This window comes from Novosphingobium sp. BL-A-41-Hi4B-X5A (genome assembly GCF_055521705.1).
In genome coordinates this window covers 2,104,529-2,129,250 of the sequence record NZ_CM145500.1, presented here as the reverse complement: position 1 = coordinate 2,129,250, position 24,722 = coordinate 2,104,529, and the positions used below count along the sequence as shown (strand labels likewise).

Genomic DNA, 24,722 nt, shown 5'->3' with positions numbered 1-24,722 from the left:
ATGACCAGCGTACAACCGCTGTCGGCCAATGCCGGCACCGCACCCAAGACTCCTTACACCCCCGCCGCGCTGCACGATCTCGTGCTGCAGTCGCTTGACGACGATCAGGCGCAGGAGGTCGTGTCCATCCCGCTTGAGGGCAAGAGCTCCGTTGCCGATTACATGGTGATCGCCTCGGGCCGCTCGACCCGTCAGGTCGCCGCAATGGCGCAGAAGCTGGCCGAGCGCATCAAGCACGGCGGCTTCGGTCACGTGCGGATCGAAGGGCTTCCCGCGGCAGACTGGGTGCTGATCGATGCGGGCGACGTGGTCGTCCACCTGTTCCGCCCGGAAGTGCGCACGTTCTACAACCTCGAACGCATGTGGGCCTTCGGAGACGCTGGCGCGGCGTGAGGTCGTGAAGTGCGCCCTTGGCATCCGCCAAGGGCTTGTGCCGCTGCATTTTCGCCAGGGGATTCTCTTGCGGTGTAAATCCCGCTAGACCCCGCCCATGCTGCTCCATGTCATCGCCCGCGGAAAGATCGGCCGTTCGCCCGAGGCCGAGCTGGTCGAGCGTTATGCCAAGCGCATTTCGTGGGGCTGGAAGATGACCGAGCTGCCCGACCGGGGCGGCTCCATCCCCCCCCCGTCGCAGACGCCCGCCCGCACTGTCGCGCTTGATGAACGCGGCAAGCAGCTGACCTCAAGCGAGTTCGCGGCAATCCTTGGCCGGTGGCGCGATGATGGCGTACGCGAATGCCGCTTCCTGATCGGCGCGGCGGACGGTCATGATGACCCTTTGCGCGATTCCGCCGACCTGCTCATTGCCTTTGGCAAGGCCACCTGGCCGCACATGATGGCGCGCGCCATGCTCGCCGAACAGCTCTGGCGCGCGACCAGCATTCTCGCTGGCCATCCCTATCACCGCGAAGGATAGTGGCGGCATGACGTCACGCCTTGCCTTTGCCTTCATATGCCTGTCGCTGGCTGGCGTGTTGGGCTGGCAGGTAACGGCGCAGCAGGCCACGCCCTATGCCGATGCCGGTGAGGCCCGCGAGGTGCTGCGCCGTGCGGGGCAGGCACTGGCCCAATCGCGCAGCCGCGCCGAACACCTCGAACAGGCCGCGCGCAAGGTTACCGCCGAGGCGGACCGCACGGCGCGCGAAGCCGCCGCTGTCGCTGCCCGCATCCAGCAGTCCGAGGCAGAGATCCAGCTGGCGCAGGCGAAGATCGTGCTGATCGATCGCCAGCGCGAAACCTTGCGCAGTCGCATGGCCGAGCGGCAGGAGCCGGTCGTGCGGCTGACAGCGGCATTGCAGATGATGGCCCGTCGCCCGCTCGCTTTCAGTCTCGTCCGCGCCGATTCAGTGCGCGATACCATCCACCTGCGCGCAGTGATGGAAACCATGCTCCCCGAAGTGCAGCGGCGCACTGCCTCCCTGCGCGCCGAAATCGTGCGCGGTCGCAAGCTGCAGGATGAAGCGCGTCTCGCCGCGCAGCAATTGCGCGAAGGCGAAAAGTCCCTCGGCGCCCGCCGCACCGAACTTGCCGCCCTTGAGAGCCGCCAGAGGCTGGCATCGCGCGCGGCGCAGGGCGTTGCCGCGCAGGAATCCGATCGTGCCCTGGCCCTGGCCGAGCAGACCCGCGACCTGTCCGGCCTGATGGGCAAGCTCGAAGCCGACGGTGCCTTGCGCCAGCAACTTGCCGCACTCCCCGGCCCGGTGCTGCCGCCGACCCGCCCTGGCGAGGTGCTCAAGGTGCTGGACGCGCCGCCGCCGCCCCTCGCTACATCCACGCCGAAGCTCGCCTGGATCATGCCGGTCGCGGGCCGTCTCGTCTCGGGCTTCGGCGCGCAGTCGCCTACGGGCCTGACAACGGGCGTTTCGCTCGCGCCTGCGGGAGGCGCGCAAGTCGTCTCCCCCGCCGATGGCCGCGTCGCCTTTGCCGGGCCCTATCGCGGCTATGGCACCATCGTCATCGTCGAACATTCCGGCGGCTGGACCACGCTCGTCACCAATCTCGGCCGCGTTGCCGCGCGGGTGGGTGACAAGGTCGTGCAAGGCTCGCCACTGGGAATCGCCGGGCCGGGCCGTCCGGTCCTCACGGTCGAGTTGCGCCGCGATGGCACCCCGGTAAACCCGCTCGACGTGCGCGGCTGACGACGCTGGTCGGACGCCATCTGCAGTTTGTCGACGAAGCGGGCTCGCCCTGTCCCAAAACCTCATCTGGTGTTAATTCAGAGCCGGTTATAGAACCGCTGCAATGATTGCCTCTTCGCGAAAGGCCCCCGGGCACATGAAGTTCGCCCCCCTGCTGCGCGCCACTGCGCTCGTTACCGCCGTAGCGCTGATTCCGGTTGCGACCACCGGCCTTGCCGCCGTCGATGCCAAGTCCGGCCCCGAGTTTGGCAAGCTCATGGCCGTCTACGAACGGATCAAGTCCAGCTATGTCGAGCCGGTCGACGACGACAAGCTGCTCAAGGGCGCGATCGACGGCATGCTCGCCACGCTCGATCCGCACAGCGCCTATCTCGACGCCCGCGATTTCGAGAACCTGCGCACGCAGACCGAAGGCTCCTATGGCGGGCTGGGCCTGTCGGTCACCATGGACGACGGCGCGGTCAAGGTCATCGCGCCGACCAAGGGCAGCCCGGCAGACCTCGCCGGCATCAAGGCGGGCGACTTCATCACCCACCTCGATGGCAAGCTGATCTACGGTGGCTCGCTTGACGAGGCGGTCGATCAGATGCGTGGCGTCCCCGGCACGCAGATAAAGCTCAGCGTCTTCCGCCCCGGCCGCGACGAACCGTTCGATGTCACCATCACGCGCAAGATCATCGAATTGAAGCCCGTCGAGCTCGAAATGAAGGGCAATGTCGCCGTCATTTCGGTCTCCAGCTTCAGCGCCGACGTCGGCGCTTCGGTCCAGCGCGCGTGGAACGATGCCAAGGCGAAGTCCGGCGGCAAGGTCACCGGCCTCGTGCTCGACCTGCGCGGCAACCCCGGCGGCTTGCTTGACGAAGCCGTTGCCCTGTCGGACCTGTTCCTCGACAAGGGCACGATCGTCTCGCAGCGCGGCCGCTATGCCCGCGATACTGAGGTCTACCCGGCAGAGATCGACACCAAGGGCGATATCGCCAAGGGCATTCCGATGATCGTGCTGATCGACGAAGGTTCGGCCTCGGCGTCGGAGATCGTGGCGGGTGCCCTGCAGGACCAGCACCGCGCCGTGGTCATGGGCCAGCGCAGCTTCGGCAAGGGCAGCGTGCAGACGCTGATCCCTCTGACCCGCGATACCGCGGTCAAGCTCACCACCGCGCGCTATTACACGCCTTCGGGCCGCAGCGTGCAGGAAGGCGGCATCGATCCCGATATCACCGTGCCGCAGATCTCCGACCCCGACCTGCGCAAGCGCCAGCTGCGCTCCTACCGCGAGAGCGACCTGCGCGGCCACCTGATCAACGAGATCAAGCTCGAGGACAAGGACCTCGAGAAGGACAAGATCGAGGACCCGCGCTTCAAGATGACGCCGGAAGAATTGAAGGCGAAGGACATCAAGGATTTCCAGCTGTACTACGCCGTGCAGACCCTGAACCGGACCCAGCCGCGCGCCGCGCTTGCAGCGAAGATGAAGCGCTAATAAGGCGCTGCCCATGACTTCGCAGCAGTCCCGCAACGCCGCCTATGCGCTTGCCCTGATCGTCCCCGCCGCGCTGATGGGCGGGGCGCTGATCTCGCAATACGTGTTCGGGCTTTATCCCTGCCAGATGTGCTGGTGGCAGCGCTATCCGCATATCGCCGCGATCGTGTTGGCGGTTCTGGCGCTGACGATGAAGGGCAAGGGCTCCGGCGATCTGGCAGTGACGCTCGCCGCCACCGCCATCGGCATTTCCGGCCTGATCGGCGGGTTTCATGCCGGTGTCGAATATGGCTGGTGGGAAGGCGTCACCGCCTGTTCCACGGTCGCGGGTGGCGGCAATCCCTTGGACGCGATCATGAATGCCCCGGTCGTGCGCTGTGACCATGCCCCTTGGGACCTCTTCGGAATCAGCCTCGCCGGGTTCAATTTCCTGATCTCGACAGCAGGCGCGATCCTCGTGTTTGCGCTGCTCGGCAAAGGCCGCAAGGGAGCGTGAGATGACCAAATTCGCCGAAATGCTGCGCGTCGATCAGGCCGGCGAATTCGGCGCGACGCGGATCTACGCAGGCCAGCTTGCCGTGATGGGCAACCGCGCACCGCATTCGGCAGAAATCGCCGCAATGGCCGAGCAGGAAGCCGGACACCGCGAAAAGTTCGACGCCCTGATCGCCAAACGCGGCGTGAGGCCCACCGCACTCCAGCCGGTATGGTCGGCAGCAGGCTTTGCCCTTGGCGCGGCCACCGCCCTGATCGGCCCCGAAGCGGCGATGGCCTGCACCGCCGCGATCGAGACCGAGATTGACCGGCACTACACCGAACAGCTCGATGAACTGGGCGACGAAGACCCCGAACTCGCCGCGATGATCCGCGAATTCCGCGATGATGAGCGCGAGCATCGCGATGCCGCGCTGGCGGCAGGTGCCGAGAAGGCGCCCGCCTACCCAGTGCTGTTCCACGCCATCCGCCTCGGCTGCCGCGCCGCCATTGCACTTTCCAAGCGGATTTGATCCAGCGCAGGGAACTGCACTCCTTCATCTACCATTCACAGGCAGCGCGCCCTATATCGGGGCAAGCCTGACCGGAGACCGATGATGAAGCGCCTGATCCCTGCCGCCCTGCTGCTGTCCAGCGCCTTTGCCGCTCCGGCCCTTGCGCAAGCGGACCAGCCGCTGGTCGATCCCTCGGGCGAGAAGGTCAACCAGCTGATCGTCTATGGCGACGATCCCTGCCCCAAGTCCGAAGGCAGCACGATCACCGTCTGCGCGCGCAAGGAAGAGGAAGAGCGCTTCCGCATTCCCAAGCCGCTGCGCGACAATCCCAATGCCCTTGTCAATCAGGCCTGGAGCCAGAAGGTCCGCGCTTATGAGACGGTCGGCAACTTCGGCACCAATTCCTGCTCGGCCGTGGGCGCTGGCGGCGCCACCGGCTGCCTTTCCCGCCTGATCGATCGTGCCTATGCCGAGAAGAAGAACAGCACCGACGTCCAGTTCGGCAAGCTGATCGAGGAAGAACGCGCCAAGCGTCTCGAGACGATCGATGCCGATGCCGCAGCTGAACAGGCGCGGGTCGAGCAGATCGAGAAGGAATACGAAGCAAGGCTGAAGCGCGAACGGGAGCAAGCCGGGGAACAGGCTCCGGCTACCCCCGCACCCGCGCAGCCCTGAAGATCGACTGTGCGGTCTTCCCTCCCGCAGGCGGGAGGGGTTGGGGGTGGGCACCGGCGATAGCCGGTAAAATCACCCCGCCAACGAAATCACCCCAGCGCGATATCCGGCGCGTCTTCCTGCTTCATGCCGACAGTGTGATACCCGGCATCGACATGATGCGTCTCGCCGGTCACGCCCGATGACAGGTCCGAAAGCAGGTAGAGGCCCGCACCGCCCACGTCCTCGATCGTCACGTTGCGGCGCAGCGGGCTGTTCAGCTCGTTCCACTTGAGGATGTAGCGGAAGTCGCCGATGCCGCTGGCGGCCAGCGTCTTGATCGGTCCTGCCGAAATCGCATTCACGCGCACGCCCGAAGGCCCGCAGTCGTTGGCAAGGTACTTCACGCTGGTTTCCAGCGCCGCCTTGGCCACGCCCATCACGTTGTAGTGCGGCACGACCTTCTCCGCGCCGTAATAGGTCAGCGTCAGGATCGAACCGCCGTTCGGCATCATCTCCATGGCCCGCTTGGTCACCGCCACCAGGCTGTAGGCGGAGATGTTCATGGTCATCAGGAAATTGTCGAGCGTGGTGTCGTAGAACTTTCCGCGCAGCTGGGTCTTGTCCGAATAGCCGATGGCGTGGACGATGAAGTCGATCGTCGGCCACTTGGCTTTCAGCGTCTCGAACGTCTGGTCGAGCGCGGCCATGTCGGACACGTCGCATTCGATCAGGAAATCGCTGCCAAGGCTCGCTGCCAGCGGTCGCACGCGCTTTTCCAGCGCCTCGCCCTGATAGGAAAAGGCCAGTTCAGCGCCATGTTCGTGAAGCAGCTTGGCAATGCCCCAGGCGAGCGACTTGTCGTTGGCGAGGCCCATGATCAGGCCGCGCTTGCCTTGCATAAGTCCGGTCATGCGTCAGTGTTCTCGCTTCTTGTCTCGTTCCCGGCGCTTGTGCGCGATGCGCGTGCGCGATTGTCAGCCTGGCCCAGCATGTCGCGCTCTTCCGGCGTTTCGGCAAGTGCGGCGTTGAGTTCGGCCCCCACAACCATCCCTAAGCCCACAAGCCAGAAAAAGAAAAGGGCGATCATCACCCCGGCAAGACTTCCATAGGTCAGATCGTAGGAAAAGAACGTCCGCAAGGCGGTGGGCAGCAGCGTCGTCACCACGATCCACCAGACCGTCACGAACAGCGCCCCCGGCCACTTCGGATAGCCGCGCCCGCGATAGGCGCCGGGCGTCAGCGAAATGAACAGCAGCCACAGCGCGCCATAAAGAACCGCAGCCGGAATGAAGCGCGACAGGGCAAGGCTGCCAAGCAGATCGGCAAATTGCGGCAGCCACGCCTCGATCACCTCCTGCGCCGCACCGATCACGACCTGGGCGAAAATGGCGAGAAGAATCAGCACAACCGACGCCAGCGTGATTCCGGTCGATGCCAGCCGGTATCGCCAGAAGGCGTGCTCCCAGCGCGTGCCATAGGCGCGGCGCAAGATGTCGCGGATCGTCTCGACCAGACTGCCGACCGTCCACAGGCCGAAGATTCCGCCGATCCACAGCAGCCATCCGGTCCGCGCCTCGATCACGCTTCTGGCAACGGGCTCGATCGTCGTCGCAACGACCGGAGGCAAGGCGATCAGCACTGTATCGATTGCGGCGGCGCGCTGGCTCGCCTCGCCGATGAACGAGAACAGCGCGGCCCCTGTGATGAAGAACGGGAACAGCGCAATCACGATCATGTAGGCAAGATTGCCGGCATGGATCGAGCCGTCGTTGAAGACGCCGACCCAGACGCGCTTGATCACTTCCCAGGCCTTGCTGCCGGGGCCAAGCTTCTCGCGGGCCTCGGCAAGGCCCGAACGCCAGCGCAGTGCTTCGCGCCGCCGGGCTTCGGGCGAAAGATCCGGCATGTCGACAAGTGGGCGGGGCCCCGGCGGGGTCTGGCCGGGGGCGTTCACTTAGACACCAAGCTTGTCACGAAGGTTGCGCATGTCCGCCCAACCCTCGAGACGCGCTTTCAGGTCCCCGTCATCTGCCGGAAGATCGATCTGCAGCGTCACCAGCTGGTCACCGCGCGTGCCGTCCTTGCGGGTAAAGCCCTTGCCCTTGAGGCGCAGCGTGCGCCCGCTCGAACTGCCCGGCGCAACCGTGAGCATGACCGCGCCGTCGACAGTCGGCACCTTCACCTTGGCCCCGTTCAGCGCCTCGGCCAGGCTGATCGGCAGGTCGAGCCGGATGTTGTCGCCGTCGCGCTCGTAGAACGGGTGGCTGCCGATCTCGAGCGTGACGATGGCATCGCCATTGCCGCCGGGGCCGGGCTCGCCCTTGCCGGCCAGCCGCATCTGTTGGCCGCTTTCCAGCCCCGCAGGCAGCTTGAGATCGATCGTCTTGCCGTCAGACAAGGTGATGCGCTGGTTCGCGCGCGTTGCCGCGTCGATGAACGATACCTGCAGGCGGTAGTTCACATTGGCGCCCTTAGGGGGAGGGCCACGGCGCGCGCCGCCTCCCATGCCTCCCATACCACCCATGCCGCCGCGCCCGCCGAACAGCCCCTCGAAGATGTCGCCGATGTCGGGGCCCCCGCCGAAGCCGCCTTCGAAACCGCCATCGTGGCGGAAACCGCCCTGATGCCCGCCGAAGCCGCCGCCGCCACCGAAGCCGCCGCCGAACGGGCCAGTCGGGTTGCCATCGGCGTCGATTTCGCCACGGTCGAACTTGGCCCGCTTGTCCTTGTCGGACAGCAGGTCATAGGCGCGGGTCACTTCGGAAAAGCGCTCCGTTGCCTTGGGGTTGTCCTTGTTGGTGTCCGGGTGCAGTTCCTTGGCCAGCTTGCGATAGGCAGACTTGATGTCCTTCTCGCTTGCGCTGCGGGGAACACCCAGGGTGGAATACGGATCGGCCATGGCTCTCTAGCTAGGGCGCGCGCGGCCTGCCCGCAAGGTTGGCTTTCCTACATCGCAGCAGAAGAGTAGGCCGGTCCCATGCAATTGATCCCGGTCATGGAAAACCGCTCCCGCCAAGCCAGACTGCCCATCGAGGCAGGGAGCCCGGCCGTTCAGAAAACCCCGCCGGAGAGTTTTCTCTGGACTGTGTAAACCCCGTAAACCCCTTTCAGGAAATTCCAGTGCAACCTGAACAGAATTCCGACGCGATCCCCCACGCCGATCCCATCGCGATCTTCGAATCGTGGTTCGCGCAGGCCCAGGCCAACGAGCCCAACGACCCCAATGCGATGGCGCTGGCCACCTCCACACCCGATGGCCGCCCCTCGGTGCGGATGGTGCTGCTCAAGGGCCACGGCCCGGACGGCTTCGTGTTCTACACCAACTTCCACAGCCGCAAGGGCGGGGAACTGGCGGCAAATCCCAACGTCGCGCTGCTGTTCCACTGGAAGTCGCTGCGCCGCCAGATCCGCATCGAAGGCACGATTGCCGAAGTCACGGCCGCGGAGGCCGACGCCTACTTCGCCAGCCGGCATCCCGAATCCCGGCTCGGCTCGGCAGCGTCCGACCAGTCGCGCCCGCTCCCCGACCGGCAGGTCTACCTCGACCGGGTCGATGCGCTGCGGCAGCAGTACCCCGATGGCAATGTGCCGCGCCCGGCGCACTGGTCCGGTTACCGCGTGACCCCTTCGGCAATCGAGTTCTGGCAGGATCGCGACTACCGCCTCCACGAACGCCGCCGCTTCGTTGGCGACGGCGCAGGCGGCTGGACCAGCACCCTGCTTTACCCTTAAGGGCCTGAAACATGGACATGACCCGCACCGACACCCACGCCGACCTCAATCGCAAGGCGGCGCTTGCCAGCATTTCGGTGGCGGTGCTGCTGGTCGGCATGAAAGCGTGGGCGGTCCTGTCCACCGGGTCGACCGCCATGCTCGGCTCGCTCGCGGATACCGCGCTCGACCTCGTGGCAAGCCTTGCGACCTTGCTCGGCGTGTGGGTCGCCTCGCAGCCCGATGACCACAACCACCGCTTCGGGCACGGCAAGGCCGAGGCGCTGGCGGCGATGTTCCAGGTCGTGCTGATCTCGATCTCGGCCATCGGCCTTGCCTTCCGCGCGGTCGGCCAGTTCCTCGGGCAGGCGCAAGTGGCCGAGGCCGAATCGGGTGTCGTCGTCTCGACCATCGCGCTCGGCGCCACGCTGGCACTGCTGGCCTACCAGCGCCACGTCATCCGGCAGACCGGCAGCCTGGCCATCAGCACCGACAACGTCCACTACAAGTCCGACCTGTTCCTCAACCTCGCGGTCATCGCCGCACTGGTGCTCGACACTTACGTGGGCATCAAGGGCGCGGATGCGGTGTTCGCGTTCGGCATCGCGCTGTGGCTGGCCTGGGGCGCGTGGGGCGCATCGCAGGAAGCCGTCGATCAGCTGATGGACCACGAATGGCCGCTCGAAAAGCGCGAGCGCTTTCTCGAAGTCGTCGCGGCGCATCCGGAACTCAAGGGCCTGCATGACTTGCGCACCCGCACCAGCGGCAACCGCGATTTCGTCCAGTTCCACGTCTGGGTCGACGGACGCATGACCGTGACCGAGGCGCATCGTGTTATGGACGAGATCGAGGACAAACTGATGGCGGAGTTCCCCGGCGTCGAGATCCTCATCCACCCCGATCCCGAAGGGCTGGTCGACGAGGACATGATGGGCGCGGAGAACCTGCTCAGCCCAGGTCCCGACGGTACCAGCCCGGCCATCCTCGCCCAGGGTGCGCCCAATACTTGAGGACAGCCGCGTGACCGATTCGAAAGTCCCCTACTTCCACGTCGATGCCTTCACCGCCCGCGCGCTGGGTGGCAATCAGGCGGCGGTGATGATGCTCGAGGCCTGGCCGGACGACGCGACGCTGCAGGCGATCGGTGCCGAGAACATGTTCGCGGAGACCGCGTTTCTGGTGCCCGATCACACCGGCGCGGCCGATTTCGAACTGCGCTGGTTTACCCCTGCGGTCGAAGTCGCGATGTGCGGACACGCCACGCTGGCATCTGGGCACGTGGTGCTGGCGCAGGACCCGATGCGCGGCCGCGTCACTTTCTCGACGCGCAAGGCCGGCGTGCTCGAAGTTGCGCGCGATGGCGATCGCTATGGGCTTTCGCTCCCGGCCGTGCCCACCGTTCCGGGCACCTTCGATGAGGCCGTGCCCCTGCTCGGGCCGGGGCAGCCGAGCGAGGTCTGGCAGACCGAAGGCTACAACATCTTCCATTACGCCACGCCCGACGAAGTCCTTGCACTCGCTCCCGATTTCAAGGCGCTCCTCCGGTTCGGCGACGTCCAGTTCATCGCGACCGCGCCGGGCGCGGGGCATCCCTCCGGCGCGGATATCGTCAGCCGCGTGTTCGTGCCGGGCGGCGGGATTGACGAGGACGCGGCCACCGGGTCGGCCCACGCGGCGCTGACGCCATATTGGGTCGCCAAGCTCGGCCGCATGACGTTCTCTGCGTATCAGGCCTCGGCACGCGGCGCGGACTTCGTCTGCCGGCTGGAAGGTGATCGCGTGCTGCTGGGCGGGGATTGCGTGACGGTTGTGGAAGGCCTCTTCCGCCTCCCGTAAGCCAATGGCCTAACGGTAGAGCGCCACCAAGTCTGCCAGGCCGTCGACCAGCGGGGCCAGCTTGTCGTCCTGCGTCTTGCCGAGGCGGACCACGGTGAGGCCCCGGCTCGGGCTGACCATCACGTACTGGCCGAGATGACCGATGCAGGCGAACAGGTCCTTCGGGCCGCGTTCGGGAAACAGCGAGGAATCGCCGTTCGTCGGGGTTCGGTTGAGCCAGATCTGCGCGCCGTACTGCGCTTCGCGCGGGGAGGGCGTGACCATGAACTCGATCCACTGCCGCGGGATGATCTGCGCGCCCTTGACCGAGCCCTTGTTGCGCAGGAACTCGCCGAACTTCGCCCAGTCACGCGCGGTGCCGTGGATCAGCGAACCGCCGATCAGCGTGCCCGAGGCGTCGAACTCGGGCAGCATCGATTTCATGCCGGCCGGTTCGAACAAGCGGGTACGCAGGTAGTCGGCCACGGCCTGGCGGCGATTCTCGGGGTTCGGCGCAGGCGAGAGCACGCGCGCCGCGAGATCGGCAAGGATCACACTGGTCGCCGAGGAGTACTCGAACTTGCGGCCCGGCTCTGCTTCAAGCGGCTGGTCCTCGGCATAGCGCGCCATGTCGTCACGCCCGTCAAGGAACAGCATGCGCACTTCATCGGATTCGTAGACCGGATCGATCGCCTCGGAATGGCGCAGGCCCGAGCGCATCTGCAGCAGCTGGCGCAGCGTGATCTCGCCGCGCGGGTCGCCGGGGCGCTGCCACGCCGGAACCGGCGCGGTCTCGTCGAGCCGCAGGCGCCCGTCGGACACCAGCATCCCGATCATCACGCCAGTGACCGACTTGGCCATCGACCAGCTGACGAAGCGGGTGTTCTCGTGATAGCCCTCGGCATAACGCTCAGCGACGATACGACCGTTCTTCATCACGATGACGGCGCGCGTCTCGCCCATCTCGGGAGCGAACAGGGCATCGACGGCGCGGGCGAGCTTCTCACGGCTGGTGCCCGGCTCCTTGACCACTGCCTTCAGTGCCTCTTCCGAGACGGGCGGCGGCCCATCGGCCTCATTCGTCCCCCGCGAACAGGCAGCCACGGCTGGCAGCAGCGCGAGGGTCAGGATAAGGGAGAGCGAGCGGCGGGCCATCGGGCCAGTCCTTTCGACCAGAATCGGCAGTCATGGCAACCGGCAACCACAGTTCCCCCACAGCTCCGTCACTGACGATCGCGCCCAAGCGCAGCTGGCGCTGGCGCGCGCTGCTGATTGCACTGGCTCTGCTGCTTGCGGTGCTTGCGACGTTCTGGCCGGCAATTCACGGCTATGCGACGACAGGAGCCAGCTATGGCGCGCGCGTCGCGTGTTCGTGCCGCTTTGTCGGCGGACGCGAACTGTCGGATTGCCGCAAGGACTTCGAGCCGGGGATGGAACTGGTGTCCCTGAGCGAGGACGCCGAGGCCAAGAGCGTGACAGCGCGCTTCGCCCTCGTGTTCAGCCAGACCGCAACCTATCGCAAGGGGCCGGGCTGCATGCTCGAGCCCTGGAAGAAATAGGGCGCAAGAACTGAAGGTTCAGGCGTCCCAACGCTTGGTCGAATCGATCCAGCCGCCGCCGATCACCCGCTCGCCCGCATAGAGCACTGCGGCCTGCCCCGGGGCGACGCCGTATTCGGGCTGCAGGAAGCGAATCGTTGCAGTGGCGCCTTCGCCGAACGGGCCATCGAGTTCGACGGGGACGGGCTTGGCCAGCGAGCGCACCTTTGCCGTCAGCGGGCCTGCCGGGAGCGGGCCGATGCGGTTGGTTTCCGTGATCGTCGCGCGGCTGACGGCCAGCATCGGGCGCGGTCCCACCAGCACGCGGCGCTGCGGTGCGTCGAGGCCGATCACGTAGAGCGGTTCGGGCTGCCCGCCGATCTCGAGGCCGCGTCGCTGGCCGACGGTATAGTGAATGATGCCGCGATGGTGCCCGAGCACTTCGCCAGTGGCGGCATGGACGATCTCGCCCGGCGCATCGCCCTCGGGGCGTACCGAACGGACGATTCTGGCGTAGTCGCCATCGGGCACGAAGCAGATGTCCTGGCTGTCGGGCTTGGCGGCGACGACGAGGCCCATGTCCTCGGCAATGCGCCGCGTCTCGGTCTTGGGCAATCCGCCTAGAGGAAAGCGCAGGAAATCGAGCTGGGCCTCGGTCGTGCCATAGAGAAAGTAGGACTGGTCGCGCGCGGGATCGAACGCGCGGTGGAGTTCGGGGCCGTCAGCACCGACCACGCGGCGCACGTAGTGGCCGGTGGCAAGGCAATCTGCGCCAAGTTCGCGCGCCATTGCCAGCAGATCGGTAAACTTCGGCCCCATGTTGCAGCGGACGCAGGGAATCGGAGTCCGACCGTTGAGATAATCGTCGGCAAAGCGTTCGACCACTTCCTCGCGGAAGCTCGATTCGTGATCGAAGACATAGTGCGCGATACCCAGGCGGTCTGCCACGGCGCGCGCATCGCGGATGTCATCACCGGCGCAGCAGGCACCCTTGCGTCCGGTTGCCGCGCCATAATCGTAAAGTTGCAGGGTTACGCCGATCACTTCGGCCCCGCTTGCTGCAGCGATTCCCGCGACGACCGAGCTGTCGACGCCGCCCGACATGGCGACAACGATGCGCCGCGCCTTGAGCGGTTGCGGCAGGTCGAAAAGATCGGGAAGTGTTGCCGTATCGAGCATGGTGCGCGCCATAGTCGGTTTGGCGCCGCAGCGCAAAGCGTGCCGCACGGCGCGGCATTGGACTGCCACAAAATAAACAACAGCTAAACGGGCCCTTTACCGGACCTTAGCCATCTCGCGCCTAGAAGCACGGCGATGGATATGAGTTTGAACGATCACGCGGCGTTTTTCGGCGGCGACACGGCTTTGGCGGCCGGGACCGGATTGCGTCCGCTGTCGTGGCACGGGCTGTGCGCCCGCATTGCCGCAACGCAGGATTTGCGTCGATCGCTGGGTGCCGACGGAGAGCACGGCGATGCCGAACGCGGTGGCAGCTTTCACCGGCTCACTGCTGCATTCATTGCGTCGAACGTGCAGGGCAATCCGGCGCATGAACGAGTCGTTAACCCAACCTCTTCAGCGAATAGCAAAGCCGATTTGGGCACATTCGCCGCCGATATGACCGTGACGCGGCAGGGCCGCGCCGAAGCACGAGATTGACATGATCGAGAACCAGAAAATCCGTCCGGCACAAGTCATCGGCCCGCTCGGGGAGCCCCTGACGATCGATAGTCTGCCGCCTGCCAACACCACGCGCTGGGTCGTTCGTCGCAAGGCGGAAGTCGTCGCGGCCGTGAACGGCGGGCTCCTGACTATCGACGAGGTCTGCGAGCGCTACAACCTCACGCTCGAGGAGTTTGCATCGTGGCAGCGCGCGGTCGACCGCTCGGGCATGCAGGGCCTGCGCGTGACCCGTATCCAGCATTATCGCGATCTCTACGAGCGACAGCTCAAGTATTGATCGCAAGCACCAGCTCCATCCGCGGCGGCCGCTTCCTTCGGGAGGCGGCCGTTGTTCTTTTGGGCATCTGTTCCGTTGTTTGCCTGCACTGCAAAGGTCGCCGACCGGTTACAAAAAGTTACAGGTGCAAGAAAGACACGGTGTCCATTTCGGCATAAGTCCTTCGTCGAGACGGAATTGCGCCTCGTCGGAAGGGTAGCTATTGCAGTGCAATGACCTGCCATACGGCGGTGCCGCATGCTTGCGGCAAGTGCGTTATGAATGTAACACACCTACTCGAATTCCAAGGGGCCTGCCCTCGCCCCGCTACGGGACGAAGGCATTGACGAACATGAACTACGAAACGACGATCAACGCCGACAACGCAGCCTCGCCCATGTTTGACGGAGAGGGTGACGGTCAGCGGTCGTCCCGACGGCTCTGGATCATCGGCGCGGTTGTTGTGGCGGTCCTGGCCGGGGTGTGGTTCCTGATGCACCGGGGCGATGGCAATGCCGCCGCTGATGCGCAGGAATCGCAGGCGCAGGTCGTGACCGTCGTGGTGCCCGGCACCACCACCATCGCCGGAACCATCACGGCCAGCGGCACGATTGCCGCGCGGCGCGAGATGCCGGTCGGGGTCGCCGGAGAAGGCGGGCAGATCGTCCAGGTGCTGGTGGATGCGGGCGACTGGGTCCGTGCAGGCCAGGTCCTTGCCGTGATCGACCGGTCGGTCCAGGGCCAGCAGATCGCGAGCCAGGCCGCAAACGTCGAAGTGGCCGCCGCCGATGCCCGCCTCGCGCAGGCCAACCTCGATCGTGCGCTGAAGCTGGTGGAGCGCGGCTTCATCTCGAAGGCGGACATCGACCGGCTCACTGCCACCCGCGACGCAGCCAATGCGCGGGTGCGCGTGGCACGGGCGAGCCTTGGCGAACTCGGAGCCCGCGCCGCGCGCCTGAACATCGTCGCGCCGGCGGCGGGCCTTGTGCTGACACGCGCGGCCGAACCGGGCCAGATCGTCACTCCGGGTTCGGGTGTCCTGTTCTCCATGGCGCGTGATGGGCAGATGGAAATGCAGGCGCGCCTGTCGGAGTCCGATCTTGCGCGTCTTTCCGTCGGGGCGAGCGCGGACGTCACGCCAGTTGGCACAGACCGCAAGTTCTCGGGCCAGGTCTGGCAGCTCTCGCCGACGATCGACCAGACCAGTCGCGAAGGGATCGCGCGCATTGCCCTTGCCTACGACAAGGTCCTGCGCCCCGGCGGTTTTGCCACCGCAACGCTGGTGTCGGGCACGACCAATGCCCCGCTTCTCCCGGAATCGGCCATCCTCAGCGACGACAAGGGCTCATACGTCTTCGTGATCGACAAGGACGACAAGGCGGTCCGCCGCGCGGTCAAGACCGGTCAGGTCAGTGCCAAAGGCATCGCCGTGGTCGAAGGCCTTTCGGGCAGCGAACGGATCGTGCTGCGGGCCGGCGGCTTCCTCAATCCGGGGGACAAGGTCCGGCCGGTCGTTCAGAAATAAGGGCTGGCGATGAACTTCCAGAACATCTCGGCCTGGTGCATCCGCAACCCGGTCGTACCCATCGTCCTGTTCCTCGGGCTTACGCTCGCGGGCCTCGTCTCGTTCATGCAGATGAAGGTCCAGGACAATCCGGACATCGAATTCCCGGTCGTCATCGTCCAGATCAGCCAGCCCGGCGCTGCGCCGACGGAAATCGAGAACCAGATCACGCAGCGTGTCGAATCCGCCGTGCGGTCGATCGCCGGTGTCGACACGCTGACTTCTACCGCCTCTGAAGGCAGCAGCCAGACGCAGGTCCAGTTCAAGATCGGCCAGGACATCAACGCCGCGGTCAACGAGGTCAAGAACAAGGTCGACCAGATCCGTTCCGACCTGCCCGAGGGAATCCTCGAGCCGCAGGTCTTCAAGGTCGAGACATCGTCCAACCCGATCGCCTATTTTGCCGTCGCGGCCGACGACATGACCATCGAGCAGCTTTCGTGGTTCATTGACGACACGATCGCCAAGCGCCTGCTGACCGTGCCCGGCATGGCCGAAGTCAGCCGTTCGGGCGGGGTCAATCGCGAGATCGCCGTCACGCTCGATCCGATGAAGATGACGAGCCTCGGTGTGACGGCAAGCCAGGTCAACGCGGCGCTGCGCCAGGTCAACATCAACGCGGCCGGCGGCAAGACCGAAGTGGCCGGTTCGCGCCAGTCTGTTCGCGTCCTTGGCAATGCGAAGAGCGCGTATGAACTGTCCCAGACCGAGATCAATCTCAGCGGCAATCGTACGGTGCGTCTGTCCGACGTTGCCGATGTCAGCGATTCCTACAGCGAACTGACCTCGATCGCGAAGTTCAACGGCAAGCCTGTCGTCACCTTCTCGTTCTCGCGTGCCCGCGCCGAATCCGACGTGTCGGTCTATGACGGCGCGCTCAAGGAAATGGAGAAGATCAAGCAGGAGCAGGGCGGCAAGATCCACTTCGAGCTCCTGTTCACCTCGGTCATCCAGACCAAGGATCAGTATCGTTCCTCGATGAACGCGATGGTCGAGGGCGCTGTGCTGGCGGTGGTCGTGGTGTTCCTGTTCCTGCGGGACTGGCGCGCGACGATCGTCTCGGCGCTGGCCATTCCCCTGTCCTCGATTCCCACGTTCTGGGTGCTGGACCTGATGGGCTTCACGCTCAACCAGATGTCGCTGCTGGCCCTGGGGCTTGTCGCGGGCGTGCTGGTCGATGACGCGATCGTCGAGATCGAGAATATCGTCAGACACATGCGAATGGGCAAGACCGCCTATCAGGCGGCAATCGACGCGGCCGACGAGATCGGTCTCGCCGTTGTGGCGACGACCTTCTCGATTGTCGCCGTGTTCTTCCCCGTGGCGCTGATGCCCGGCGTATCCGGCCAGTTCTTCAAGAACTTCGGCCTGACCGTGGTCATCTCGGTCCTGTTCTCGCTGCTGGTCGCTCGCATGATCACGCCGATGATCGCGGCCTATTTCCTGCAGGCGCATGGCGAGGCCGAGCACGGCACCGGGCCGTGGATGGACAAGTACATGAAGGTGCTGGGCTGGTCGCTCGACACTTCGAAGGCGAGGGCCTACCGCGCCGAGCATCCGCGCCGCCGCTTCCGCGCGCGCCTGCGCGACCACCGGTTGTGGATGATGGGCATCGGGGCCGGTGCCTTCGTGCTGACCATCGTCATGTTCATGTCGATCCCCGCACAGTTCTTCCCCGACGCCGACAGCGATTCGAGCACGGTAACCATCGAGATGGTCCCCGGCACGACCCTGCAGCAGACCGAGCGCAAGGTGGGCGAGGTCGTCGCCCTGCTCGCCAAGCAGCCCGAGGTGGAATCGCAGCTGGCCTCGGTGCGCGAGGGACGCGGTAACATCTACGTCAACCTCCGGCCCGACCGTGAGCGGACGAGCCTGGTCTTCGAACGCGAACTGACCCCGCAACTGCAGTCGATCTCCGACATCCGGGCGAACTTCCAGGCCCAGGGGCCGAGCGGTCCGGGTGGTGGTTCGGGCCGACCGATCAGCATCATGCTGGCCGGGTCGGATCCCGAATTGCTGCAGAAGACTGCACAGACGCTGGTCGATCAGATGAGCACGCTGCCGCTTGTCGTGGCGCCGCGCATCAGCGCCGATCTGCGTCGGCCTGAAGTGATCATCAAGCCAAGGCTCGATCTTGCGGCAAGCCTCGGCGTGACGACGCAGACCCTGAGCCAGGTGATCCGCATCGCGACGCAGGGCGAAATCGACCAGAACAGCGCGAAGTTTTCGCTGTCCGATCGCCAGGTGCCAATCCGCGTGAAGCTGCCCGAAGCCTCGCGCCGCGACTTGTCGACGCTGGAAAATCTGCCGGTGCCGACTGCATCCGGTGGCTCGGTTCCGCTATCGCGCGTGGCCGAGATCGATTTCGGTTCGGGGCCAACGCAGATCCAGCGCTACAACCAGAGCCGCCGCGTCTTCGTTGGTGCGGACTTGCCGCCGGGCGTGGTCAAGGGCGATGCCATGAACGCCATCGCGAAGCTGCCGGTGATGAAGAACCTGCCGCAGGGCGTTTCCAACACGGCGGCGGGCGAAGACAAGTTCCAGGCCGAGCTGATGTACAACTTCGTCATCGCCGTCGCCTCGGGCATCCTGCTGGTGTTCTCGGTGCTGGTGCTGCTCTACCACCGCTTCATCTCGCCGCTGGTCAACATGGGCTCGTTGTTCCTGGCGCCGCTGGGCGGATTGCTGGCGATCTGGCTGATGGGGCAGGCCCTTTCTCTGCCCGTGTTCATCGGCATTCTCATGCTGTTCGGCATCGTGGCGAAGAACTCGATCCTGCTGATCGACTTCGCGATCGAGGAGATGGCGACTGGCCAGGAAAAGCTTGCTGCCATTACCGAGGCTGGGCACAAGCGCGCACAGCCGATCATCATGACCACCGTGGCCATGGTTGCGGGCATGATCCCGACTGCGGTCTCGGTCGGCGGCGATGGCGGATGGCGTGCGCCGATGGGCATCGTGGTGATCGGCGGGCTTACCCTGTCCACGGCCCTGACGCTGCTGATCGTGCCGGCAGGCTTCAGCCTCGCCGATGGCCTCGAAAAGCGTCTGGGTCCATGGCTTGCCCGCAAGGTACTCGGCCATGAACCTGCGCCGCAGCCGGCCCACGCCGCCAAGCCGGTCATACCCGCAACGCGGAACGAACCGCAGCACGAGGCATTTCCGGCGGAGTGACCGCCGAATTGCCACAGCCAGTCGAAGCCGCGCCTTCGATCTCCAGCGGACCCGTCCGCATCGGAAGAGGGCGCGTGATGCCGGTGGTGGCTGACCGTGCGCGCCGCATGCGCATCGTCGCCACCTGTCTGCTGGTGGCGATGGCGCTGATCTATATTGCAACGCGCCGGTATGAAGGGCTGCACCCGGCGATCGGCTTCATCCGGGCCTTTGCCGAGGCGGCGATGGTCGGCGGTCTGGCAGACTGGTTTGCGGTAACTGCACTGTTCCGGCATCCGCTGGGCCTACCGATTCCGCACACCGCGATCATTCCGGAAAACAAGGACCGCATCGCCGATACGATGGCGTCGTTCCTGCAAGCCAATTTCCTCACCCCCCAGGTGGTGGCGCGCCGCATGGGAGCGGTCAACGCCGCCGCCGCCGCCGGTGCTTTTCTTTCAGACCCGCGAACCGGGGAAAGCCGCCTGCGCGATGGCGCGGCAGGGCTGCTGGCCGACGTGCTGGAATCGCTCGATCCGGATGAACTGGGCGGTCTTGCCAAAGGCGCGTTGCGGACGCAGCTCGAGAAGCTGGAGCTGGCGCCGCTGTTGGGACAGTTGCTGGGGGCGGCCATCGCCGATGGTCGGCACATGCCGGTGATCGAAAGCCTGATCCGCAAGGCTGCCGAAACGATCGAGGCAAACGAGCAGCTCATCCAGTCGACCATCCACGAGCGCGCCAATACGATCCTGCGCTGGACCGGGCTGGACGAGAAGCTGGCGAACGCAATCTTGGATGGCCTCTACAAGCTTCTCGCCGAGACTCTGGTCGTCCCCGACCATCCCTTGCGTCGCAAGATCGAGGAAGGGCTGGCAACGCTTGCCGACGATCTGGTGAACGATGCCGAGATGCGCGCGAAGGTCGAACGGATGAAGCGTGAGGTGCTGGCCAATCCTGCGTTCGGGCGGTGGCTGGACGGGCTGTGGGAACGCGGCCGGATGCGCCTCCTGCAGCTTGTCCGCAATCCGCGTGGGGCGCTTGGCGGCCAGCTGGGAGCCAGCCTTGCCGAGCTTGGCAATGCGTTGCAACGCGACGTGCGACTGCAGAAGATGGTCAATCGTTTTGCCCGGCGGACGCTGGTTGGCGTGTCGACGCGTTACGGCGCGCAAATCGTGCGACTGGTGTCCGAAACCGTCAAGAGGTGGGACGCCCGCACGGTGACCGACCGCATCGAAGGTGCTGTCGGCCGGGACCTGCAGTTCATCCGCATCAACGGTACCCTCGTCGGTGGGCTGGTCGGCCTCGTGCTCCATGCGATGGACGCGATGTTGTGAACGTGCTGCCGCAGCTGGAGACGGATCGCCTGATCCTCAGAGTGCCGCAGCGCGACGATTACCTGCTCCTGCGTGATCTTGTGGCCGATCCGGAAGTTCACCGCTTCCTCGGGCCACGGCCGGAAGACCCGACTACCGACATGTTCTCGCGCGCCTTGCGCGGTGCAGGCTCATGGCAGTTGTACGGCTACGGCATGTTTCTCGTGCACGAGAAGGGCAGCAATGCCTTCGTCGGGCAGATGGGCCTGTTCCATTCGCTGCGCGGCTTCGGCAAGGGGCTTGATGACGTGGTCGAGGCAGGATGGATCGTGGCGCGTCCGTTCTGGGGCCGTGGCTATGCAAGAGAAGGCATGGCGGCGGCGCTGGACTGGTTCGACCGCACTCACGACCCGCGCCGCATCGCTTGCATGATCGAGCCTGAAAACCATTCGTCCGTGCGACTGGCCGAGCATCTTGGCTTCGTTCGTTATGACAAACATACCTTCGAGGACGAAGCGGCTGTCGACCTCTACGAGCGGATCATAGAGAGCTGACTGCGGGAAACGACACTCCAGAGGGATGGGCTAGACTGCCGGCGAGCAGGCGCGCGGCCTGTCGCTGGAGTTCCTCGATCGGGAAGGGCTTGGTCAGGACCGCAGTTCGATCCTCCAGACGGGCATCGTTCTGCAGCACTACGCTGTCGGCGTAACCTGTCACGAACAGCACGCCGAGATCCGGCAAGCGGCGGCGAGCCTCGTCGGCAACCTGTCGGCCGTTGAGCCCACCTGGCAGGCCCACGTCGGTGACAAGCAGGTCGATGTCGGGGTGCCGATCAAGCATGGCAAGCGCCGCTGCGCCATCGGCAGCTTCGATGCAGCGCATGCCGATCATGGCCAGCGCGTCGAGCATCATCATGCGCACGGTAGGTTCGTCATCCACGACCAGCACGGTGGCATCGGGCGGCGTATCGAGGTCACGGCTGTCTGCGTGCTCCACGACATCCTCGAGCGCGGCATCGTGCCTTGGCAGGTAGATCCGCACTTGCGTGCCCGCTCCCTGTGTCGAACGGATGCGGAAAATACCGTTGCTCTGTCGTGCAAACCCGTAGACCATCGACAGGCCCAGCCCCGTGCCCTTGCCCGTGGGCTTGGTCGTGAAAAATGGTTCGAAAACGCGGTCGACATCCTCGGCCGCAATGCCCACGCCGGAATCGCTCACGGTGATCGTCATGTAGTCTCCGGGCGCCAGACTACGGCTTCGCGCATCGTTGTCCGCCAGCGCGACGTTGAGCGTGGAGATCACGAGGTTGCCGCCGTCCGGCATGGCGTCGCGGGCATTGATGCACAGATTGAGCAGGGCGTTCTCAAGCTGGTTGGCGTCTACCAGCGCGAGCCAGAGTGCAGGATCGAGATCAGTCTGCACGGTGATCTGCGGCCCCATGGTGCGCCGGACGAGTTCGATGAAGTCCTCGATCAGGCGATTGGCATGCGTTGCGCGCGGAGAGAGGGTCTGGCGACGGGAAAAGGCAAGCAACCTGTGGGTCAGTGCTGCAGCGCGTTGTGCGGCGCCAAGCCCTGCTTCGACATAGCGTGGCACCTCGTCACTGCGGCCTTGGTTCACGCGTCGGCCTACCAGCTCGAACGCGCCGGTTATACCTGCCAGGAGGTTGTTGAAGTCGTGCGCCAGGCCACCGGTCAACTGGCCCACCGCTTCCATTTTCTGCGCCTGGCGCAAGGCGTTCTCGGCCTGCTCACGCTGCGCGAGCGCATCGGCAATCCGCTGTTCGAGCGTTTCGTTGAGCTGGTGCAAGGCGCCTTCGGCCCGGACCCTCTCGGTCACGTCCTTGAACAGCACCGCGACCAGTCGATCCTCGAACGCGCCGATGCGGAACGAGGACACCTCGAGATGGCGTCCTGTCGCTACGAGTTCATTGCGGAACCGGATCGGCTCGCCGGTATGCAGCACCTTGCCGTAGAAGGCGATCCAGTCATCGGCCTCGTCCGGCACCATGTCGCGCAAGTGCTGCCCGACCACGTTCGGAATTCCGGTGTGCCGTTCGTAGGCCGAGTTCGCGAGGACGTGAACGTAGTCGCTGAGCGGACCATGGGGCCCATCGAGGAACCTTATGACGCAAAACCCGTCGTCCATGTTCTCGAACAGGATGCGATAGATCTCGTGGCCGACAACTGGAGCGGGAGGAGTGTGATCCGTCCTGGCGATGCCGTCCTTCACGGGCGCATCAATTCAGTCAGGCAGGATCGGGCGCAGTCCATCGTTCCCCAAACGCGGCTCGTCGCAGCTTGTTCCCGCTTTTTGCGCACCATGAACGAAAAAGGCCGGGAAGATCGCTCCTCCCGGCCCAATTCGTGTCAGCGTGAGCTGCGTGGACTTAGAAGTCCATGCCGCCCATGCCGCCCATGCCACCGCCCATCGGCGGCATCGCGGGCTTGTCGTCCGGCTTCTCGCTGATCGCCGCTTCGGTGGTGATCAGCAGGCCCGAGACCGATGCAGCGTCCTGCAGGGCAGTGCGAACGACCTTGGTCGGGTCGATCACGCCGGCAGCCTTGAGGTTCTCATAGGTGTCGGTCGCAGCGTTGAAGCCCTGGTTCTCGTCGTTCTCGCGCAGCAGGTTGCCAGCGACGACCGCGCCGTCATGGCCTGCGTTCGCAGCGATCTGACGGATCGGGGCCTGGATCGCGCGGCGCACGATGTCGATGCCCTTGGTCTGGTCGTCGTTGGCGCCCTTGAGGCCGTCGAGAGCCTTGGTCGCATAGAGCAGGGCCGTGCCGCCGCCCGAAACGATGCCTTCCTCAACCGCAGCGCGGGTGGCGTGGAGAGCGTCGTCGACGCGGTCCTTGCGCTCCTTCACTTCGACTTCGGTAGCACCGCCGACCTTGATCACGGCAACGCCGCCAGCAAGCTTGGCCAGACGCTCCTGCAGCTTCTCGCGGTCGTAGTCAGAAGTGGTGACTTCGATCTGCGCACGGATCTGCTCGACGCGGGCCTTGATCTCTTCGGCGGAACCGGCGCCGTCGACGATCGTGGTGTTGTCCTTGTCGATGGTGACCTTCTTGGCCTGGCCGAGCATGGCGAGCGTGACGCTCTCCAGCTTGATGCCGAGGTCTTCGGAGATCATTTCGCCGGCGGTCAGCGTGGCGATGTCGCCCAGCATGGCCTTGCGACGGTCACCGAAGCCCGGAGCCTTGACGGCAGCGATCTTGAGGCCACCGCGCAGCTTGTTGACGACGAGGGTCGCTAGCGCTTCGCCTTCGATGTCTTCGGCGATGATGAGGAGCGGACGGCCCGACTGCACAACCGCTTCGAGGATCGGCAGCATCGCCTGGAGCGACGAGAGCTTCTTCTCGTGGATCAGGATGTACGGGTTCTCGAGTTCGACCGTCATCTTTTCCGGGTTGGTGATGAAGTAGGGCGAGAGGTAGCCGCGGTCGAACTGCATGCCTTCAACGACATCGAGTTCGAATTCGAGGCCCTTGGCCTCTTCCACGGTGATCACGCCTTCCTTGCCGACCTTTTCCATCGCTTCGGCGATCTTCTGGCCGACTTCGGTGTCGCCGTTGGCCGAGATGATGCCGACCTGGGCGATTTCCGACGAGCCGGCAACCGGGGTCGAGCGCGACTTGAGGTTTTCGACGACCTTGCCGACGGCGATGTCAATGCCGCGCTTCAGATCCATCGGGTTCATGCCGGCGGCAACCGCGGTCATGCCTTCGCGAACGATCGCCTGGGCGAGCACGGTCGCGGTGGTGGTGCCGTCACCGGCTGCGTCGTTGGCCTTCGAGGCCACTTCGCGCAGCATCTGGGCGCCCATGTTCTCGAACTTGTCCTTGAGTTCGATTTCCTTGGCGACCGAAACACCGTCCTTGGTGATGCGGGGTGCGCCGAAGCTCTTGTCGATCACGACGTTGCGGCCCTTGGGGCCCAGCGTGACCTTTACCGCGTCGGCGAGGATGTCGACGCCGCGCAGAATGCGTTCACGAGCGTCGCGCGAAAAGCGTACGTCCTTGGCAGCCATTTCTCGTTCCTTTGAATATCTTGAGTTGGTTCAGGAAATCCGGGGTTCGGCTCAGCCGATCACGCCCAGGATGTCCGATTCCTTCATGATCAGCAGGTCTTCGCCCGAAACCTTGACTTCGGTGCCGGACCACTTGCCGAACAGGACGCGGTCGCCGACCTTGACGTCGAGCGGGGTAATCGTGCCGTTTTCGGCGCGGGCGCCGGTGCCGGTGGCGACGATCTCGCCCTCAGCGGGCTTTTCCTTGGCGCTGTCGGGGATGATGATCCCGCCGGCAGTCTTTTCCTCGGCTTCGACGCGGCGTACGAGCACGCGATCGTGCAGCGGACGGAAAGTCATGGGTTGCTCCCTCTTCCAAGTTAAAAATGAGGCTTGGCACTCTCAAGGCGAGA

The 24,722-nt window shown here is 65.1% G+C and carries 25 protein-coding genes; 17 read left to right on the top strand and 8 right to left on the bottom strand.

What is annotated here, in order from left to right; genetic code table 11:
* The 7 genes from rsfS to ACZ1JY_RS10270 all read left to right on the top strand — a co-directional run bounded on the left by rsfS (nucleotide 1) and on the right by ACZ1JY_RS10270 (nucleotide 5,282).
* Nucleotides 1–393 carry a ribosome silencing factor gene (gene rsfS / locus ACZ1JY_RS10300; RefSeq protein ID WP_039337819.1) on the top strand — a complete coding sequence of 131 codons (393 nt, stop codon included), beginning with the start codon at nucleotides 1–3 and terminating at the stop codon, nucleotides 391–393.
* Between the two features lie 97 nt (nucleotides 394–490).
* A complete protein-coding gene (locus tag ACZ1JY_RS10295; RefSeq protein WP_168904098.1) occupies nucleotides 491–916 on the top strand; it encodes a 23S rRNA (pseudouridine(1915)-N(3))-methyltransferase RlmH in 426 nt (141 codons plus the stop codon).
* A gap of 7 nt (nucleotides 917–923) precedes the next feature.
* Nucleotides 924–2,138 (top strand): murein hydrolase activator EnvC family protein, encoded by a 1,215-nt coding sequence (locus ACZ1JY_RS10290; RefSeq protein WP_465129205.1) that lies wholly within the window; start codon nucleotides 924–926, stop codon nucleotides 2,136–2,138.
* Nucleotides 2,139–2,274: 136 nt separating this feature from the next.
* Nucleotides 2,275–3,618, top strand: a complete 1,344-nt coding sequence (locus ACZ1JY_RS10285) for a S41 family peptidase (RefSeq protein WP_465129204.1) — start codon at nucleotides 2,275–2,277, stop codon at nucleotides 3,616–3,618.
* A 13-nt stretch (nucleotides 3,619–3,631) separates the two neighbouring features.
* A complete protein-coding gene (locus ACZ1JY_RS10280; RefSeq protein WP_465129203.1) occupies nucleotides 3,632–4,114 on the top strand; it encodes a disulfide bond formation protein B in 483 nt (160 codons plus the stop codon).
* 1 nt (nucleotide 4,115) lies between these two features.
* The gene (locus ACZ1JY_RS10275) at nucleotides 4,116–4,625 is read left to right on the top strand and encodes a demethoxyubiquinone hydroxylase family protein (RefSeq protein ID WP_118072860.1); all 510 of its coding nucleotides are present in this window, start codon (nucleotides 4,116–4,118) and stop codon (nucleotides 4,623–4,625) included.
* A gap of 84 nt (nucleotides 4,626–4,709) precedes the next feature.
* A complete protein-coding gene (locus ACZ1JY_RS10270; protein WP_465129202.1) occupies nucleotides 4,710–5,282 on the top strand; it encodes a hypothetical protein in 573 nt (190 codons plus the stop codon).
* Between the two features lie 89 nt (nucleotides 5,283–5,371).
* Here the strand turns inward: ACZ1JY_RS10270 and fabI are convergent, their stop codons facing one another.
* The 3 genes from fabI to ACZ1JY_RS10255 are packed head-to-tail and all read right to left on the bottom strand — an operon-like array spanning nucleotide 5,372 to nucleotide 8,163.
* Nucleotides 5,372–6,175, bottom strand: a complete 804-nt coding sequence (gene fabI, locus ACZ1JY_RS10265) for an enoyl-ACP reductase FabI (RefSeq protein ID WP_168904102.1) — start codon at nucleotides 6,173–6,175, stop codon at nucleotides 5,372–5,374.
* Complete coding sequence (locus tag ACZ1JY_RS10260; RefSeq protein ID WP_465129201.1) at nucleotides 6,172–7,170, bottom strand: YihY/virulence factor BrkB family protein; 999 nt, start codon at nucleotides 7,168–7,170, stop codon at nucleotides 6,172–6,174. Before ACZ1JY_RS10260 ends, fabI begins: the two co-directional genes overlap by 4 nt.
* 48 nt (nucleotides 7,171–7,218) lie before the next feature.
* Nucleotides 7,219–8,163 carry a DnaJ C-terminal domain-containing protein gene (locus ACZ1JY_RS10255; protein ID WP_168904103.1) on the bottom strand — a complete coding sequence of 315 codons (945 nt, stop codon included), beginning with the start codon at nucleotides 8,161–8,163 and terminating at the stop codon, nucleotides 7,219–7,221.
* A 221-nt stretch (nucleotides 8,164–8,384) separates the two neighbouring features.
* Between ACZ1JY_RS10255 and pdxH the strand changes: the two genes are divergently transcribed.
* Genes pdxH through ACZ1JY_RS10240 form a run of 3 tightly spaced genes read left to right on the top strand, consistent with a single transcriptional unit; the run spans nucleotide 8,385 to nucleotide 10,811 of the window.
* Nucleotides 8,385–8,996, top strand: a complete 612-nt coding sequence (pdxH, locus tag ACZ1JY_RS10250) for a pyridoxamine 5'-phosphate oxidase (RefSeq protein ID WP_465129200.1) — start codon at nucleotides 8,385–8,387, stop codon at nucleotides 8,994–8,996.
* Nucleotides 8,997–9,007: 11 nt separating this feature from the next.
* Entirely contained in the window at nucleotides 9,008–9,985 is a 978-nt protein-coding gene (locus tag ACZ1JY_RS10245; protein ID WP_465129199.1) for a cation diffusion facilitator family transporter, read from the top strand.
* A 10-nt stretch (nucleotides 9,986–9,995) separates the two neighbouring features.
* Nucleotides 9,996–10,811, top strand: coding sequence for a PhzF family phenazine biosynthesis protein (locus ACZ1JY_RS10240; protein WP_465129198.1), 816 nt, complete (start codon nucleotides 9,996–9,998; stop codon nucleotides 10,809–10,811).
* A 9-nt stretch (nucleotides 10,812–10,820) separates the two neighbouring features.
* Here ACZ1JY_RS10240 and ACZ1JY_RS10235 read toward each other — a convergent pair whose 3' ends face one another.
* Nucleotides 10,821–11,945, bottom strand: coding sequence for a serine hydrolase domain-containing protein (locus ACZ1JY_RS10235; protein WP_465129197.1), 1,125 nt, complete (start codon nucleotides 11,943–11,945; stop codon nucleotides 10,821–10,823).
* Between the two features lie 32 nt (nucleotides 11,946–11,977).
* Here ACZ1JY_RS10235 and ACZ1JY_RS10230 point away from each other — a divergent pair, with 32 nt between their 5' ends.
* Complete coding sequence (locus tag ACZ1JY_RS10230) at nucleotides 11,978–12,349, top strand: hypothetical protein (protein ID WP_168904108.1); 372 nt, start codon at nucleotides 11,978–11,980, stop codon at nucleotides 12,347–12,349.
* Between the two features lie 18 nt (nucleotides 12,350–12,367).
* Here ACZ1JY_RS10230 and mnmA read toward each other — a convergent pair whose 3' ends face one another.
* Entirely contained in the window at nucleotides 12,368–13,507 is a 1,140-nt protein-coding gene (gene mnmA, locus ACZ1JY_RS10225) for a tRNA 2-thiouridine(34) synthase MnmA (protein ID WP_118074607.1), read from the bottom strand.
* Between the two features lie 141 nt (nucleotides 13,508–13,648).
* On the opposite strand from mnmA, the gene ACZ1JY_RS10220 reads away from it, so the two are divergent.
* The 6 genes from ACZ1JY_RS10220 to ACZ1JY_RS10195 all read left to right on the top strand — a co-directional run bounded on the left by ACZ1JY_RS10220 (nucleotide 13,649) and on the right by ACZ1JY_RS10195 (nucleotide 20,851).
* Nucleotides 13,649–13,987, top strand: coding sequence for a hypothetical protein (locus ACZ1JY_RS10220; RefSeq protein ID WP_168904109.1), 339 nt, complete (start codon nucleotides 13,649–13,651; stop codon nucleotides 13,985–13,987).
* 1 nt (nucleotide 13,988) lies between these two features.
* The gene (gene sciP, locus ACZ1JY_RS10215) at nucleotides 13,989–14,288 is read left to right on the top strand and encodes a CtrA inhibitor SciP (protein WP_118072866.1); all 300 of its coding nucleotides are present in this window, start codon (nucleotides 13,989–13,991) and stop codon (nucleotides 14,286–14,288) included.
* Nucleotides 14,289–14,619: 331 nt separating this feature from the next.
* Nucleotides 14,620–15,792: an efflux RND transporter periplasmic adaptor subunit gene (locus tag ACZ1JY_RS10210; protein ID WP_118072867.1), complete on the top strand. Its 1,173-nt coding sequence runs from the start codon at nucleotides 14,620–14,622 to the stop codon at nucleotides 15,790–15,792.
* A 9-nt stretch (nucleotides 15,793–15,801) separates the two neighbouring features.
* On the top strand, nucleotides 15,802–19,005 hold the full coding sequence (locus tag ACZ1JY_RS10205; RefSeq protein ID WP_465129196.1) for an efflux RND transporter permease subunit: 3,204 nt from the start codon (nucleotides 15,802–15,804) through the stop codon (nucleotides 19,003–19,005).
* A gap of 107 nt (nucleotides 19,006–19,112) precedes the next feature.
* The gene (locus ACZ1JY_RS10200; protein WP_168904204.1) at nucleotides 19,113–20,318 is read left to right on the top strand and encodes a DUF445 domain-containing protein; all 1,206 of its coding nucleotides are present in this window, start codon (nucleotides 19,113–19,115) and stop codon (nucleotides 20,316–20,318) included.
* Entirely contained in the window at nucleotides 20,315–20,851 is a 537-nt protein-coding gene (locus ACZ1JY_RS10195; protein WP_465129195.1) for a GNAT family N-acetyltransferase, read from the top strand. Before ACZ1JY_RS10200 ends, ACZ1JY_RS10195 begins: the two co-directional genes overlap by 4 nt.
* Here ACZ1JY_RS10195 and ACZ1JY_RS10190 read toward each other — a convergent pair.
* The 3 genes from ACZ1JY_RS10190 to groES all read right to left on the bottom strand — a co-directional run bounded on the left by ACZ1JY_RS10190 (nucleotide 20,838) and on the right by groES (nucleotide 24,669).
* Nucleotides 20,838–22,529: an ATP-binding protein gene (locus tag ACZ1JY_RS10190; RefSeq protein ID WP_465129194.1), complete on the bottom strand. Its 1,692-nt coding sequence runs from the start codon at nucleotides 22,527–22,529 to the stop codon at nucleotides 20,838–20,840. The genes ACZ1JY_RS10195 and ACZ1JY_RS10190 overlap by 14 nt on opposite strands.
* A gap of 157 nt (nucleotides 22,530–22,686) precedes the next feature.
* Nucleotides 22,687–24,330 carry a chaperonin GroEL gene (gene groL, locus ACZ1JY_RS10185; protein ID WP_118072869.1) on the bottom strand — a complete coding sequence of 548 codons (1,644 nt, stop codon included), beginning with the start codon at nucleotides 24,328–24,330 and terminating at the stop codon, nucleotides 22,687–22,689.
* Between the two features lie 51 nt (nucleotides 24,331–24,381).
* The gene (gene groES / locus ACZ1JY_RS10180) at nucleotides 24,382–24,669 is read right to left on the bottom strand and encodes a co-chaperone GroES (RefSeq protein ID WP_039337841.1); all 288 of its coding nucleotides are present in this window, start codon (nucleotides 24,667–24,669) and stop codon (nucleotides 24,382–24,384) included.
* Nucleotides 24,670–24,722: the final 53 nt, after the last annotated feature.